We start from the raw sequence: 14,998 nt of genomic DNA on the forward strand, positions 1-14,998 counted from the left end.
GGGGCGATTGGAGATGATTTGGCAAACGCAGTGCAGACCGCGGAAAAGAAGTCGCGTTCCTTGAAGCCGCTCGGAAGGCTGGCACCCTATGTGAAGCGTTACCGCGGCATCGTCGCAGGCGCGCTGGTTTCGCTTGTCGTTGCCGCCGTGACATCGCTCACACTTCCGCTTGCCGTGCGCCGCATGATCGATCATGGCTTCACGCAAGCTGACGGCACCTTCATCAACAGCTACTTTGCCATGTTGTTGGTCATCTCCGTAATACTCGCGGCCGCAAGCGCTTTTCGCTACTATTTCGTCATCACGCTCGGCGAACGCATCGTCTCGGACCTGCGCCGGGATGTCTTTGCGCATGTCACACGGCTTTCTCCCTCCTTCTTCGATGTCAACCAGTCCGGCGAGATTGTGTCACGCCTGACGGCCGATACCACGCAGATCAAATCGGCTGTCGGCGCCACCGCCTCGGTGGCGCTTCGCAATCTGATCCTCTGTCTCGGTGCCATGGGCATGATGATCGTGACCTCGCCGAAGCTTTCAAGTCTTGTGCTCGGCGCAATCCCGCTGATCGTCTTCCCGCTCGTCGGCTTCGGGCGCTCCGTGCGCAAGCGCTCCCGTGCCGCGCAGGATACGCTCGCCCAAGCTTCCGCCTTTGCCACCGAGACGATTGCTGCCACGCGCACCGTCCAGGCCTTCAACGGCGAGGATGCGGCCGCAAGCCGCTACGGCGCTGCCGTCGAATCCGCCTATGAGGCAGCACGCTCCGCCGTCCGCTCGCGCGCGCTTTTGACAGGCATTGCGATCACCCTGATCTTCAGCAGCGTCGTTGCTGTCCTTTGGGTTGGCGCGCACAATGTGCTGACGGGAACGCTGTCCGCCGGCACGCTCGGGCAGTTCCTGCTCTATTCGGTCATCGCCGCCGGCTCTCTCGGCGCCTTGTCGGAAGTCTGGGGAGAACTCTCGCAAGCGGCAGGCGCCGCCGACCGGCTGACCGAGCTGCTGGACGAAGTCTCGACGATCGCAGCACCGGAAAAGCCCGAGACCCTGCCCGTTCCGGCCCTAGGACGCGTCGAATTCTCGAACGTGCACTTCGCCTATCCGTCACGCCCCGGCAAATCGGCGCTGCATGGCCTGAGCTTCAATGTGACGCCGGGCGAGACCGTCGCCATTGTCGGCCCATCAGGCGCCGGCAAGAGCACCGTCTTCTCTGTGCTGCTCCGCTTCTACGATCCGCAGCAGGGCAGCGTCGGGATCGATGGCATCGATGCGCGCGAAGTAACGCCCGGCGATCTGCGCGAACGCATGGCGATCGTGCCGCAGGACGTCACCATCTTTGCCGCTTCAATCCACGACAACATCGCCTTCAGCCGCCCCGGCGCGACGCGCGAGGACGTACGCGCCGCAGCGATTGCCGCCCAGGCCGATGAATTCATCGCGAGGCTGGACAAGGGCTACGACACCGAGGTCGGCGAGCGCGGTATTACCCTTTCCGGCGGCCAGCGCCAGCGTATCGCCATCGCCCGCGCGATCCTGAAGAACGCCCCGATCCTCCTGCTCGATGAAGCGACGTCAGCCCTTGACGCCGAGAGTGAAACGCTGGTGCAGAAGGCCCTCGACGGTCTCATGCACGGCCGCACGACGCTCGTCATCGCCCATCGCCTTGCGACCGTTTTGAAGGCCAACCGCATCCTCGTCATGGATCAGGGCCACATCGTCGAGGAAGGCACGCATCAGAGCCTGATCCGCCACGGCGGCATCTATGCCAAGCTGGCGAAGCTGCAGTTCGATGCAGGTGCAGAAGAGTTCCTGACTACCGCCAAATAGACGCTACTCCTGAGGAAACGCGTAGACATCCACAGGCTCATCCAAGCCGCGCAGCGGGTGGGATCCGAGGCTTTCCAGGTCGCTTTCGCACCCTGCCATTTCGACGAAGGCTTTCGACAGCAGCACAGGACGCTTAATTTCCTTGGTCAGGCTCTCCAGCCGCGATGCAATGTTGACGGCCGGGCCGATGACGGTGAAATCGAGCCGCTTGCGCGAGCCGATATTGCCGTACATGACATCCCCCACATGCACGCCGACGCCATAGCGCAGCTCCACATGTCCCCTTTCCGCGTTGAAGAGATTGAGCTCGGTCATTGCCGCTTGCGCTTCCTTGATCGCCCGGAGAAGATTGATGCAGGCATCCGGATTGGTCAGCGGAAATATGGCGAGCAAGCCGTCGCCCATGAATTTCAGGATTTCGCCGCCGTGCTTTTCGATTGGCTCCGACATGGCATCAAAATAGGCGTTGAGCAGTTCGATGACATCGTCGCGCGGCCATAAGTCGGAGATCGTCGTGAAGTCGCGCAAGTCGCAGATGAGGATCGCTGCGCCGACCGTTGCGCCGCTGCCGCGGGTCGTGGCGCCTGCAAGAATCTGCTCGCTGGCATGCGGCCCGACATAGGTCTGCAGCAGCGTGCGGGCAAGAATGTTCTTGATCCGGATTTCGGTGACAAGCGTGAGCGCCGGTAAAAGATCCTTGAGGAAAATCAGATGGTCTTCCTTAAAGCCGCCTGGCGTGTCGCTTGAGAAGGTAATCACGTGCCGTTTTCCGAGCGTGTGCTCCATCGGCCAGGCCACATAGTCCGTCAGCCCCTCACCCTGCAACTCGCCATAGAGCGGATAGGAAGCAACTTCGCCTTCGAGACCCTGCCGCACTTCCCTACCGCCGCTGAAGATCTCGTTGATCGGGCTGTTCAGGAATTGCGACGTTGTCTCGACGCCGTAGCCGAAGGTGGTGATCTTTGCTTCCTGCAAGCCGGGACGCCAGAGGATGCGCGCGCCGAGCCATTGAGGATGCAGCGTCCGGAAATGCATCGTCGCGCGGGCGACGGGAATGCCCGAAGCTTGCAGCCGCTCGCACATCTCCACTAAGATATTGTCGATGAACCGCTGGTTGCGCGTTTCATTAATCAGCCAGTCGAGGATCTTGTGCCGGCGCACCGGCCAAAGACCGTCCTCCTCGTTCTCAACTGCCGGAAATGGATTGGATACCGGCTGCATGTCAAACTCCACGATCTCGTCCCGCCAAGCGTACACATTCGATTGCGTCTTTCGCATAGATGGTTATCGGAGGACGGATTGTAATATCAATAGTCGGATAGTTTACCTCAGCGACTAAAGTTGCAATTCCATGCGGCGGCTTCGGTTGCTTTTATCCGCCTCCGCCCTACCCTCCTTTTGCCCGATTTGATGCAGTCGGGCGACATCATCGCTGAATTCCGGGAGGAGAATCGAATGGCACTTTTCAATATGACCCGCCGCATGGCACTCGGCCTCGGCTTGCTTGCGGCCTTGAGCGCCGGAGCCGCGCATGCCGAAGGGTTTCCGGAGCGCGCGGTTACGCTCGTCGTTCCCTTTGCCGCCGGCGGGTCGACCGATGTCGTGGCGCGCATCATCGCCGAGAAGATGTCGGAAGACCTTGGTCAGCAGGTGATCGTCCAGAACGTCGCCGGTGCGGGCGGCAATCTCGGTGCGGGCAACGTGGCTCGTGCAGAACCGGACGGCTACACCATCTTGATGGGAACGGTCGCGACGCACGCGCTGAACCCGCTGATCCTTAAATCCACGCCTTACGATCCGGAAAAGGATTTCGCGCCGGTTTCACTGCTCGTCATCGTGCCCAACGTGCTCATCGTCAATCCGGAGCTGCCTGCAAAGAACGTCCAGGAACTGATCGCGATGCTGAAGGCCGAGCCGGACAAATGGAGCTATGCTTCCTCCGGCAACGGCACGCCGCTTCATCTTTCCGGCGAATTGTTCAATTCGATGGCCGGCGTCAAGATGCAGCACATCCCCTATAAGGGTGCAGGCCCGGCGCTGACCGATCTGCTGGGCAATCAGGTATCGATCATGTTCGATAACCTGCCGTCGTCGTCCAGCCACATCAAATCCGGCAAGCTGCGGGCGCTGGCGGTCACTACGGCGAAACGTGCTCCATCCTTCCCGGATATTCCGACCATCGCTGAGTCCGGCGTTCCGGGTTACGAGACCTATACCTGGAACGCGCTCTTCGCGCCGGCGAATACGCCCGCGGATGTTGTGGCAAAGCTCAACGCGTCCGCCAACAAGGCTCTGAAGGACCCGGCCGTTGCCGAACGCATGAAAGACTTCAGCGCCACGATCGTCGGCTCCACGCCGGAGGAACTTGGCGCACATGTGAAGGCCGAACTGGCCAAGTGGGGACCCATCGTCAAGGGTGCGAATATCCAGATGGAATAGACTCAACTTTTGCACTAGATTGTCTCCCGTTACCGAGACAACTTCCTGATAATTGGGAGAAAATCGATGTATAAGTTTGAAGTGTACAAGGATAAGGCTGGCGAATTCCGTTTCCGCTTCAAGGCTTCGAACGGCGAATCCATGTTCAACTCGGAGGGCTACAAGGCCAAGGCATCCGCGCTGAGCGCCATTGAATCCATCAAGAAGAACGCGCCCGACGCAACGGTCGACGACCAGACCAAGGCAACGGCTTAACGAGACTGGCGGCGCTCGAAAGGCGCCGCCTCATACGGCTCTTCCCGCCACCCGGCCCGAAAAGATGCAACCGCCGAGAAAAGTTCCTTCAAGCGCTTTGTAGCCGTGCATGCCGCCTCCGCCGAAACCGGCGACCTCGCCGGCGGCATAGAGACCCGCCACCGCATCACCATTTATACTGATCACCCGCGCCGAAAGATCCGTCTGCAGACCGCCCAGCGACTTTCGCGACAGGATATGCAGCCGCACGGCGATCAACGGCCCTGCCTTGGTATCCAGTAGCCGGTGCGGCTTTGCCGTCCGCAACAGCTTGTCGCCAATGTAATTTCGGGCGCCGCGAATGGCAGTTACCTGTGCATCCTTGGAATAGGCATTGTCGATTTCCCGGTCGCGCGCCTCGATCTGCCCTCGCAGATGCGCAATGTCGAGCCGGTTTTCTCCGGTCAGCGCATTCATGCCTTCGACCAGTTCTTCGAGCGTCTTGCGGACGATGAAATCTTCGCCCTTCTCCATGAAGGCTTGCACCGGCCCGGGCGGGTTCTTGCCGAGCCGTTTCAAAAGCAACTGAATATCCCTACCGGTGATGTCGGGGTTCTGCTCCGAACCCGAAAGCGCGAACTCTTTCTTGATGATCGCCTTGGTGAGAATGAACCAGCTATAATCATGCCCGCTGGCGCGGATCACCTTCAAGGTGGCAAGCGTGTCAAAGCCCGGCATCGCCGGCGGAGCAAAACGGTTGCCGTCGGCATCGCACCAGAAGGACGACGGACCGGGAAGGATGCGGATGCCGTGGTTCGCCCAGATCGGATCCCAGTTCCTCACGCCTTCCGTATAGTGCCACATGCGGTCGCTGTTGATGATGCTCGCGCCGGTACGCTCGCCGATCGCCAACATGCGGCCGTCGACATAAGCGGGAACGCCCGCAACCATCGACGCAGGCGGAGGACCAAGACGCTCTACCGGCCAGTTCCGGCGCACGAGATCGTGGTCGCCGCCGATGCCGCCGGAAGTGATGATGACGGCGCCCGCACGGAATTCGAATGTTCCGGCAGCCCTGCGAACCGTTGCCTTGCCACGCGGCGCAGCATCGGGCTCGAGGATCGTCCCCTGGACGCCGCAGACGGCGCCATTTTCGACCATGAGCTCGTCCACGCAGTGGCGGAAGGCAAATGTGACGCGCCCTCTCGCCTCTGCCTCCCGAACGCGCCGGACAAATGGCGTAAGCACGGCAGGCCCCGTGCCCCAGGTCAGATGAAAGCGCGGCACGGAATTGCCGTGACCATGCGCCATGCCGCCGCCGCGCTCCGCCCAACCGACGACCGGAAACCAGCGCATGCCCTGTTGATGCAGAAAGGAGCGTTTCTCGCCCGCCGCAAAATCGAGATAGGCGTCCGCCCAAAGCCGCGGCCAGTAATCCTCGGGCCGGTCGAAGCCTGCCGAACCCGCCCAATCCTGTCTGGCAAGATCGAGGCTGTCGCGAATGCCCAGGCGGCGCTGCTCGGGACTGTCAACGAAAAAAAGGCCGCCCAGCGACCAGAAGGCCTGCCCGCCGAGGCTCTGTTCGCCCTCCTGGTCGAGAATGCAGACCTTGCGTCCCCCATCTGCCGCTTCCGCCGCAGCAACAAGCCCGGCAAGACCCGCACCAACGACCAGCACGTCATATTCCATCCCGAACGCCTCCCCGCATCCATCGGCATGAAATTACGCACACGTAAACGTCAATGCAACCGCAGGACTTCCCATCGCGAATTTTTCATCGATGATTTCGAATGGGTGGCAGAACCTTTGGTGGGGCCGCCCGTCCCTTGCGGCTGGAAAGGGCAGGTGTGCCTATCACCAACTATTTCTCGGTCAGCTTGAGCTCGATGCGGCGGTTGGTGGCGCGGGCTTCTGGCGTATCGCCGGGCGCGATCGGCTGGAATTCGCCAAAACCTGCCGCAACGAGCCGGTCGGAAGGCACGCCCTGCGAAATCAGGTATTTGACGACGGAGATGGCACGCGCCGAGGAAAGCTCCCAGTTGTCGCGAAAGCGGCCGGCCCCGGAAAGCGCCACATTGTCGGTATGGCCGTCGACCCGGAGCACCCAGTTGATTTCCGGCGGGATTTCCCTGGAAAGATCAAGCAGCGCAGTGGCAAGTTTCGTCATCTCCGTCGTGCCTTCAGGATTGAGATCGGAACTGCCGGAAGGGAACAGAACCTCTGACTGGAAGACGAAACGGTCGCCGACGATGCGGATGTTTTCGCGGTCGGACAGGATCTCGCGCAGGCGCCCGAAGAAGTCGGAGCGGTAGCGATTGAGTTCCTGAACCCGCTGCGCCAGCGCAACATTCAGCCGCCGGCCCAGATCGGCGATCTTCGCCTGCGAACTCTGGTCCTTCTGCTCCGATGCCTGAAGCGCCGCCTCGACGGCTGCGATCTGGCTGCGCAGGGCCGCAATCTGCTGGTTGAGAATTTCGACCTGGCTGAGCGCCCGGTCGCTTAACTGCTTCTGTTCGTCGAGTTCTTTTGTCAGGCCGCCGATGCGCTGTTGTGCCGCATCCTTTCCGCCGGAACCGGCATCGAGCAATGCCTGCAGCCGCGAGCGGTCACCTTCAGCGGTCGCGAGAGATGCCTGCAGATTGGCAACGGAATCCTCAAGATCCTGCTTGCTGCCCTTCTCAAGCGCGAGCAGCTGCGTCAGTTCGTTGATCTGGCTGTTGAGGCGGGTCAGCACTTCGTCGCGACCGGAAATCTCGCGGCTTAGAATGAACTGGCCGACGACGAAAACCGTCAGCAGGAACATGATGGCGATCAGCAGCGTCGACAGTGCGTCGACGAAACCCGGCCAGTAGTTCATTTCGCCGTGGCGGCGGCGGTTTCGGGCGAGCGCCATGGCTTACTTGCCCTCGCTCTTTTCGATCTGGCTGACGCGGTGGCTTCTCTCGGCGCCACTCTGCTTTTCCTGCGCGCCGATGCGTTCGGCCAGTCGGTCCAGCGTGCGGCGCATGGCCTTTGCCTCGTCCTGCTGCGCTTCGATCCAGTCGCGCAGCATCTGCTGTTCGTTGCGCATGTTCTTGACGAGACCCTGAATGCCTTCGGCAAGGCTTGCCATCGCGGCAACCGAGCGCTGGCTGCCGGCTCCGCCTTCTTCGGCAACCTTCTTCAGATAGTCCGACATCGCGCGAAGGTCCTCGGAAGACGTACCGGAGTCGAGCGCCGGAACGGCAATATCCGACCCGACATCGGTCACCGAGGAAAGCCAGTTTTCGAGTTCCGTGTAGAAGCGAGTCTGCGCCCGACCGGCCTGAAGATCGAGGAAGCCGAGAATGAGCGACCCGGAAAGGCCGAGCAGCGAAGACGAGAAGGCTTGGCCCATACCGGAAAGCGGCAAGGACAGACCTTCCTTGAGCGTGGTCAGCACGTCGCCGGTGCCGTTCGAGCCTGCATCCAGCGACTGAATGACGCCGCTGATCGAGCCGATCGTGCCGATGAGACCCCAGAAGGTACCGAGAAGACCGAGGAAGACGAGAAGGCCGATGAGGTAACGCGACGTATCACGCGATTCATCGAGGCGGGTGGCGATCGAATCCAGAATAGAGCGTAGCGCGGTGGTCGAAAGCGTCGCCGTTGACTTACGGTTACCGATCAGCGCCCGCATGGGGGCAAGCAGTCTCGGATTGCGGTTTACCTTGTCCGCACTGCCGGCTGCGCGAAAGGAATTGAACCAGCGCACTTCCGGACGAAGCGCCAGCACATGGCTGAAGACCAGGATGATGCCGACCGCGAGCACGCCGACGATGAGGCCGTTGAGGCCCGGATTGTGCATGAACGCTGTCTGCGTCTGCCGGAAAAGGATGGCGGCGATGAAGCCGACGATGACCAGGAACAGGAGCATCGTCCAGAGGAACGGCATCGGGCTGGAGAGTTTATAGACATAGTTGCTGCTCGGTTTTTCGGTCGAGCCGAATTCCGCCGCATTCACATTTTCCATGGTGGCGCAGCCCTCCGGATTGCTTGCAGCCGAAGACTAGATCAACATTGTGCCGAATTGAAGTGCGCGGGCAGAGAAAACCGTGTCTTTACAACAGTCGGTTTCCGACGTGTCTCACTTCGCAGGTATGGGGCGCTTGATGGTCTCGATCAGCGCCTTGTGAATATATTCATTGCCGGCGACGATCGCGCCGCCATCGAGGATATCCGTGCCGCCGTTCCAATCGGTCGCATAGCCGCCAGCTTCGCGGATAAGCAGGATGCCGGCTGCCATGTCCCAGGGCGACAATCCCATTTCCCAAAAGCCGTCGAAGCGGCCAGCCGCGACATAAGCGAGATCGAGCGAGGCAGCGCCCATGCGGCGGATGCCGGCCACTTCGCCCATCACATGACGAAGCTCGACGAGGAACTTGCCGTGGTTGCCGCGGCCGAGATGCGGCACGCCGCAGCCGATGACGGAATCCGAAAGAACGCGGCGCGCACCGACGCGCAGCCGGCGGTCGTTCAAGAAGGCGCCGCCGCCGCGCTCGGCAGTATAGAGCTCGTCCATCGCCGGATTGAAGACGACGCCCGCAACGACTTCGCCATTGCGCTCAAGCGCGATCGACACGGCAAACGTCGGAATGCCGTGCAGGAAGTTGGTCGTGCCATCGAGCGGATCGACGATCCAGCGGTGCGCCCCGTCCGTTCCCTTGATCTCTTCGCTCTCCTCTCCAAGGAACCCATAGGTCGGGCGCGCCTTCAGGAGCTCGTCCCTGACGATCTTTTCGGCTTTCCGGTCAGCATTGGAAACGAAATCGCCGGGCCCCTTCACCGAAACCTGCAGGTTCTGCACTTCCCCGAAATCACGCCCCAGCGACTTTCCTGCCTTGACGGCAGCCTGAACCATGACATTGAGAAGAGCAGAACGGGCCATTGGGGCATTTTCCTTGGAACTGGTACGGGGTGCGCTGTCAGGGCGGGAAAGGTCCCTGATCGCCGGAAAGGGCAGCGCTCTTAATTAGATGGCGGCCTCAAGACCACAAAATCAGGCAAATTTCAAGGGGGAGCGTTGCGGACGCTGAAAGAGGTCGCCGGCACCGAAGGCTTCGCCGATGCGCTGTTGTGAACCTCAGGGCAGGCGGCGGAACTTGTTTGCCCGGTCGATCGCCTGCTTTTGCTGAGCGTGCTCGATGCCGAGATAGAAATCCTCAAGCTCCGGATCGGGCAACCCTGCCCGGCGGGAGAGCACGTACCATTTCGCCGCTTCGACCGGGTCCGGCTTGGTGCCGAGCGCACCGATATAAAGATGTGCGAGCTTGTTTTGCGCCGCCACGTTACCGCGATTGGCAGCGAGCTTCATCCACTGAAAGCCCTTCACGAAGTCCCGCGGTCCATTTGTGCCATTGACGAGCCATACGCCGAGATCGAGCTGCGCGGTGTCGTAACCTGCGCGCGCTGCGCGGGCGAGCCATTCGCGCGCCAGCTTCTTTTTCTGCTTCGGCAGATCGGCAAGCACGGAATAGATTTGCGCCACGGCATATTGGGCGTCGGCAATACCCTGCTGGGCGGACTTTTCATAGTAGGGAAGCGCGAGCTTCAGTCCTTCGGGGCCGGGATGATCGGTCGTCAGCAACTGCCCCCAGTTGAACTGCGCTGAAGGATTGCCGCCGTCGGCCGCCCGGCGCATATAATCGTCCGCCTTCGCCTTGTCGCGCGGCACGAGCTCTCCCGCCATCAGGATCAGCGAATATTTGAACATCGCCGCCACATCGCCGCCTTCGGCGGCCTTGCCGTACCAGAATGCTGCGCTCTTCAGATCGCGACGAACACCGAGCCCGGCATACTGCATTTCCGCAATGAGCGTCTGCGCTGCCGGATCCCCAAGCTGCGCGCGCGGCAGCGCCAGCTGCATCGCCGTCAGATAATAACCGCGCTGATAGGCGCCGTAAGCCGTATCGATCGGCCCTTTGTAATCCTTCTCCGGCGGCAGGTCGGGCAGCTTGGCGCCCATGCGATCCAGCACGCCGAGACCGGTCGAGGGCTGCGCTCCTTCCGCCGGCCGGTTGGTCTTGAACGGTTCAGCTTCCGAACCCAGCGGACGTGTCACGACGTTGTCGACCGTTTGCGCCGAAGCGCCATACGGCAAAACAACCGCGAAAACGGCGGCAGACAGGAGGGATCGGCGCAAACAGGCGGAGAGGATCGGCATGGCCGCGATATCAATCCCCAAACCGTGGCGCTTTTTCGTCAAGAAGTGCGTTGACCTGAGCGACGACCGACGGGGCCAGCCCCGGCTCGCCAAACACCGCCAGGCGCAATGCTACGAACTCGGCACCGGACTCGGCGACGACAAGGGCAGAAGCCGGATCGGTCCCACCCATGACGATGCAGGGAATTTCGATCATCGAGGCCCACCATTCGCCGAGCGCCACGTTCTTCGGATGCGCCTCCGGCTTGATGTCGCCGTCGAGTTTGCCGAAGAAAATATAGTCCGGCCGTGCCTCGCCGATCTCCAAAGCCGTGTGGCGGTCGGTCGCTTTACCGCCGCCGATGATCAGCTTGCCGGCATGTTTATCGATCGCCTCGGCGATTTCGGCGGCTAAACCCGTCAAATGCAAACCGTCTGCCTTCGCGCGTCCGGCGACGCGGCTGTCGCCCGCAATTAACGCCGCTGCCCCTGCATTCTGGATGATCGGAACCAGTTTCTCGGCATGTTTCTGAAACGCGCCGGCATCGAGCCCGTATTGCGGCACGATCACCGAGGCAACGTCGCCGCCCTTCAGCGCGTCGGCGACAATATTTGCCTGCTCGTCGGCATCCGCGATGTCCGGGACGATCAGGACAAGGCGGCAGCGGTCTTCCGGTCCGGTCATGAACTCTTTCCATTTTCAGCGGGTTTCGCCAGTAGGCGGCAAATCCACACTCGTTTTGTGTGAGTAATTCCGTTAGACGGGGCTGGCAAGGGGAGGACTTGAAAAGCATGCTGCCGGAACTGTCATTCTTTTATGCCGCGGTGCCGGCCGTGCTGCTCGTCGGCCTCGCCAAGGGCGGCATGGGCGACGCACTGGCCTTGATCGGCGTCCCTATTTTAGCCCTGGTTGTCTCGCCTGTCGAAGCAGCCGCCATCCTGCTGCCGATCCTGATCTTCATGGACATGATCTCGCTCGTTGTCTGGCGCAAGCACGGCGACTGGACGACGCTGAGGATCATGCTGCCGGGTGCCCTCTTTGGCATCGCGGTCGGCTGGGCAACATCCGCACTGGTGCCCGGCAATGTCTTGCGCGTGGTCATCGGTGCAGTCACCGTACTCTTCTGCGCCCGCTATTTCTGGAACAATTTCGGCCCCGGTGCAGGAAGGGTCGTCCTGCCGCGCGGCCAGCGGCCCTTGCTTGCGAGCGCCTGGGGCACGCTTTCCGGCTATGGCAGTTTCGTCGCCCATGCCGGCGGTGCGCCGTTTCAGATCTACGCCCTGCCCTTGAAACTCCCGCCACGCGAATTCATCGGCACCAGCGTGCGTTTCTTTGCCATCTTGAACGCGGTGAAACTCATTCCTTATTTTGCGCTCGGCCAGCTCGATACCAAGAATCTCGTAACATCGGCGACATTGCTGCCTTTCGCCCCGCTTGCGACCATTGCTGGCGCCTGGTGCGTTAAGCGCATGAAGCCGGAGATATTCTATCCGTTCATGTATGCGATGGCACTGATCGCAGCGCTTCTGATCATTCACGAAGGGCTTGGATTCTAGGTCCTGACGCCGGCCAAGCGCCGCTCGGTTGCGGCGCACAATTTCCTTGCCCGGAGGCTGCCTTTGACGTAGCTTTTCGCCATGTCGACCACCGACCCTTTCGCCGCGATATCCGATCCGAACCGGCGGTTCCTGCTGGAGCAGTTGCGGCGCGCGCCGAGAACGGTCAACGAGCTCGCCGAAAGCCTGCCGATCAGCCGGCCGGCGGTCTCGCAGCATCTGAAGGCGCTGCTTGACAGCAACCTCGTGTCGGTAACCTCTGAGGGCACGAGGCGCATCTATGCGGTCAACAACCGCGGCTTCGACAAACTCAATCTGTGGCTTGATCAATTCTGGGCGTGAACGCCTTCGTCCAAAAGAAATGCGCCAGCCCAACTCCGCACTGTTTGGGACTGGCGCATGATTTTCTCAAAAATCGCCGGTTATTAACTAACCCGTTTGAAAGATTGGATTTTATCCTCTTTATGCTGCAGGATCAGCGCGCCGGCAATCGGCATTATCGCTTAGTGAACGGATGATTTCAGACGTTGGATTTCGTCTTTGATGCGCAGCTTTCTGCGCTTGCAATCCGCAATGTCGGTGTCTTTTCTGGAGGGAGATGCCATCAGCGAATGTAACTCCTCCTCAAGAGCTACATGCTTTTTTTCGAGTGACTCAAGATGAGCTTGAACAGTCATTTGACCCTTCCTTCCTCTTGCCTTCCCCAGCCATCCATCGCTGGAGTTCTAGGCGTCAACTTTTGGAATGTGACATATTTTTACATCCTTGTCGAAGGCGAAAACGTGCTCAGTCCATGGCAAATTCATGATCAACACCAACTAGCCGCTGCCGCTATTTGGTGATAGGAGCTTGCGGAAATCATCGGCAGGCCGGACAACGTCCGAAGACGATTATGGGGAATACGAATGGCCGATCAGGAACAGGCGGAAATCAGGCTCATGGCAGCGCGCTTGCGTCAGGAGCACGAGGATTACGACGCCGCGATCAACGCCATGATTGCCATGGGATGCGAGGCGCTGCGCATCCAGCGCATGAAAAAGAAGAAGCTCGCCATCAAGGACAAGCTGACTAAGCTGGAAGACCAGATCATTCCGGATATCATCGCCTGAAAGGGTAATGCCGTTGACGCTGACAGACAGACCGCCCGTCGCCATCATCATGGGCAGCCAGTCCGACTGGGAGACCATGAAAAACGCCGCCGACACGCTGGAGGCGCTGGAAATTCCTTATGAAGCGCGCATTATTTCGGCGCATCGGACGCCCGAGCGCATGGTGAATTTTGCCAAGACCGCGCGCGACGAGGGCTTCAAGGTGATCATCGCCGGTGCGGGCGGCGCCGCCCACCTTCCCGGCATGACGGCCGCGCTGACGCCGCTTCCGGTTTTCGGCGTTCCCGTCCAGTCGAAGACGATGTCCGGCCAAGACAGCCTTCTTTCCATCGTCCAGATGCCGGGTGGCATTCCGGTCGGCACTCTTGCGATCGGCAAGGCAGGTGCAATCAACGCAGCACTCTTGGCCGCCGCCGTTCTTGCGCTTTCGGACGAGGATATCGCCGAGCGTCTCGATGAATACCGCGAACGGCAAAGCGCCTCGATTGCAGAATATCCCATGGACAACCTATGACGGCAAAGACGATCGGCATCATCGGCGGCGGCCAGCTCGGCCGCATGCTTGCGATGGCCGCAGCACGGCTGAACTTCCGCACGATCATCCTGGAACCGCAAGCCGATTGTCCCGCCGCGCAGGCCGCCAACCGCCAGATCGTTGCAGCCTATGACGATCCCGCCGCGCTGGCCGAACTCGCAAAGGCCTGTGACGTGGTGACTTACGAATTCGAGAATGTGCCGGTTTCCGCAGCCGAGGCCTTGGCAAGGGATGTTCCCGTCTACCCCCCGCCTAAGGCGTTGGAAGTGGCACAAGACCGTCTCGTCGAAAAGCGCTTCATCAATGAATGCAGCATCCCGACCGCGCGCTTTCACGCCGTCGACAGCCAAAGCGAGCTTGACACAGCGCTGAAGGACTTCGGCGGTCAGGGCGTGCTCAAGACGCGCCGCCTCGGCTATGACGGCAAGGGCCAGAAGGTATTCCGTTCCACCGCCGACAGCGCAGAAGGCGTCTATGCCGGCCTCGGCGGCGTGCCGCTGATTCTGGAGAGCTTCGTCGCCTTCGAGCGCGAGATTTCGGTCATCGCCGCCCGCGCGGCGAACGGCACCGTCGTCGCCTTCGATCCGGCGGAAAACGTGCATCGCAACGGCATTCTGCACACGTCGACGGTGCCCGCGTCGATCTCAGAGGCGACCGCCGCGGCCGCACACCAGGCGGCGGAAGCAATCCTCTCCTCGCTCGGCTATGTCGGCGTCATCGGCATCGAATTCTTCGTGCTCGCAGACGGCAGCCTGATCGCCAACGAGATGGCCCCGCGCGTCCACAATTCCGGCCACTGGACCGAGGCAGCTTGCGTTGTCTCGCAGTTCGAGCAGCACATCCGCGCCGTCGGCGGCCTGCCGCTCGCCAACGCGGACCGTCATTCCGAATGCGTGATGCAGAACCTGATCGGTGACGATATCTTGAGCCTGCCGGAATGGCTGAAACGCCGCGATACCTTCGTCCACCTCTATGGCAAGACCGAATCCCGCCCCGGCCGGAAGATGGGGCATGTGACGGTACTGACGGGGAAAGCCTAGGTTTTTGCCCGAGAAAACGCCTTCATGTGGTTGACACAGACATGAGGCCGGGTTATCTGCACGCCCAACCTAAAGAGCGCGCACAGACGCGCTTTTTGATTGT

General features: G+C 60.9%; 16 protein-coding genes. 8 read left to right on the top strand and 8 right to left on the bottom strand.

Annotated elements, in window-relative coordinates:
- Positions 1-18: 18 nt before the first annotated feature.
- Positions 19-1,821, top strand: a complete 1,803-nt coding sequence (locus QA644_RS15940) for an ABC transporter transmembrane domain-containing protein (RefSeq protein ID WP_283069483.1) — start codon at positions 19-21, stop codon at positions 1,819-1,821.
- 3 nt (positions 1,822-1,824) lie between these two features.
- Here the strand turns inward: QA644_RS15940 and QA644_RS15945 are convergent, their stop codons facing one another.
- Positions 1,825-3,042, bottom strand: coding sequence for an adenylate/guanylate cyclase domain-containing protein (locus QA644_RS15945; RefSeq protein ID WP_283069485.1), 1,218 nt, complete (start codon positions 3,040-3,042; stop codon positions 1,825-1,827).
- Positions 3,043-3,276: 234 nt separating this feature from the next.
- Between QA644_RS15945 and QA644_RS15950 the strand changes: the two genes are divergently transcribed.
- Together QA644_RS15950 and QA644_RS15955 are read left to right on the top strand one after the other, a co-directional pair.
- Positions 3,277-4,260: a tripartite tricarboxylate transporter substrate binding protein gene (locus tag QA644_RS15950; RefSeq protein ID WP_283069486.1), complete on the top strand. Its 984-nt coding sequence runs from the start codon at positions 3,277-3,279 to the stop codon at positions 4,258-4,260.
- Positions 4,261-4,326: 66 nt separating this feature from the next.
- The gene (locus tag QA644_RS15955) at positions 4,327-4,515 is read left to right on the top strand and encodes a YegP family protein (protein WP_039846052.1); all 189 of its coding nucleotides are present in this window, start codon (positions 4,327-4,329) and stop codon (positions 4,513-4,515) included.
- Between the two features lie 30 nt (positions 4,516-4,545).
- On the opposite strand, the gene QA644_RS15960 is transcribed toward QA644_RS15955, so the two are convergent.
- From QA644_RS15960 to QA644_RS15985, 6 genes are all read right to left on the bottom strand, one after another.
- The gene (locus QA644_RS15960; RefSeq protein WP_283069489.1) at positions 4,546-6,183 is read right to left on the bottom strand and encodes an FAD-binding dehydrogenase; all 1,638 of its coding nucleotides are present in this window, start codon (positions 6,181-6,183) and stop codon (positions 4,546-4,548) included.
- Positions 6,184-6,355: 172 nt separating this feature from the next.
- Entirely contained in the window at positions 6,356-7,387 is a 1,032-nt protein-coding gene (locus QA644_RS15965; RefSeq protein ID WP_183926888.1) for a peptidoglycan -binding protein, read from the bottom strand.
- A gap of 3 nt (positions 7,388-7,390) precedes the next feature.
- The gene (locus QA644_RS15970) at positions 7,391-8,485 is read right to left on the bottom strand and encodes a flagellar motor protein MotA (protein WP_074069625.1); all 1,095 of its coding nucleotides are present in this window, start codon (positions 8,483-8,485) and stop codon (positions 7,391-7,393) included.
- A 114-nt stretch (positions 8,486-8,599) separates the two neighbouring features.
- Positions 8,600-9,400 carry an inositol monophosphatase family protein gene (locus QA644_RS15975; protein WP_022715806.1) on the bottom strand — a complete coding sequence of 267 codons (801 nt, stop codon included), beginning with the start codon at positions 9,398-9,400 and terminating at the stop codon, positions 8,600-8,602.
- Positions 9,401-9,595: 195 nt separating this feature from the next.
- Complete coding sequence (locus QA644_RS15980; protein ID WP_283072403.1) at positions 9,596-10,675, bottom strand: tetratricopeptide repeat protein; 1,080 nt, start codon at positions 10,673-10,675, stop codon at positions 9,596-9,598.
- A gap of 10 nt (positions 10,676-10,685) precedes the next feature.
- Positions 10,686-11,339 carry a thiamine phosphate synthase gene (locus QA644_RS15985; protein WP_283069491.1) on the bottom strand — a complete coding sequence of 218 codons (654 nt, stop codon included), beginning with the start codon at positions 11,337-11,339 and terminating at the stop codon, positions 10,686-10,688.
- A gap of 107 nt (positions 11,340-11,446) precedes the next feature.
- Between QA644_RS15985 and QA644_RS15990 the strand changes: the two genes are divergently transcribed.
- Together QA644_RS15990 and QA644_RS15995 are read left to right on the top strand one after the other, a co-directional pair.
- On the top strand, positions 11,447-12,211 hold the full coding sequence (locus QA644_RS15990; RefSeq protein ID WP_283072404.1) for a sulfite exporter TauE/SafE family protein: 765 nt from the start codon (positions 11,447-11,449) through the stop codon (positions 12,209-12,211).
- An 81-nt stretch (positions 12,212-12,292) separates the two neighbouring features.
- On the top strand, positions 12,293-12,553 hold the full coding sequence (locus QA644_RS15995; protein ID WP_022715809.1) for a metalloregulator ArsR/SmtB family transcription factor: 261 nt from the start codon (positions 12,293-12,295) through the stop codon (positions 12,551-12,553).
- A gap of 161 nt (positions 12,554-12,714) precedes the next feature.
- Here QA644_RS15995 and QA644_RS16000 read toward each other — a convergent pair whose 3' ends face one another.
- Positions 12,715-12,888 (bottom strand): DUF465 domain-containing protein, encoded by a 174-nt coding sequence (locus QA644_RS16000; RefSeq protein WP_022715810.1) that lies wholly within the window; start codon positions 12,886-12,888, stop codon positions 12,715-12,717.
- 228 nt (positions 12,889-13,116) lie between these two features.
- Between QA644_RS16000 and QA644_RS16005 the strand changes: the two genes are divergently transcribed.
- From QA644_RS16005 to QA644_RS16015, 3 genes are read left to right on the top strand one after another with little or no spacing between them, the layout of a single operon-like run.
- Entirely contained in the window at positions 13,117-13,320 is a 204-nt protein-coding gene (locus QA644_RS16005; protein WP_194728163.1) for a DUF465 domain-containing protein, read from the top strand.
- 19 nt (positions 13,321-13,339) lie between these two features.
- Entirely contained in the window at positions 13,340-13,834 is a 495-nt protein-coding gene (gene purE / locus QA644_RS16010) for a 5-(carboxyamino)imidazole ribonucleotide mutase (RefSeq protein ID WP_028739727.1), read from the top strand.
- Positions 13,831-14,895 (top strand): 5-(carboxyamino)imidazole ribonucleotide synthase, encoded by a 1,065-nt coding sequence (locus tag QA644_RS16015; RefSeq protein ID WP_239597012.1) that lies wholly within the window; start codon positions 13,831-13,833, stop codon positions 14,893-14,895. The genes purE and QA644_RS16015 overlap by 4 nt, the downstream gene beginning before the upstream one ends.
- Positions 14,896-14,998: the final 103 nt, after the last annotated feature.

Origin of the sequence: Rhizobium sp. CC1099 (assembly GCF_029714385.1) — a bacterium.
Classification (GTDB): Bacteria; Pseudomonadota; Alphaproteobacteria; order Rhizobiales; family Rhizobiaceae; genus Rhizobium.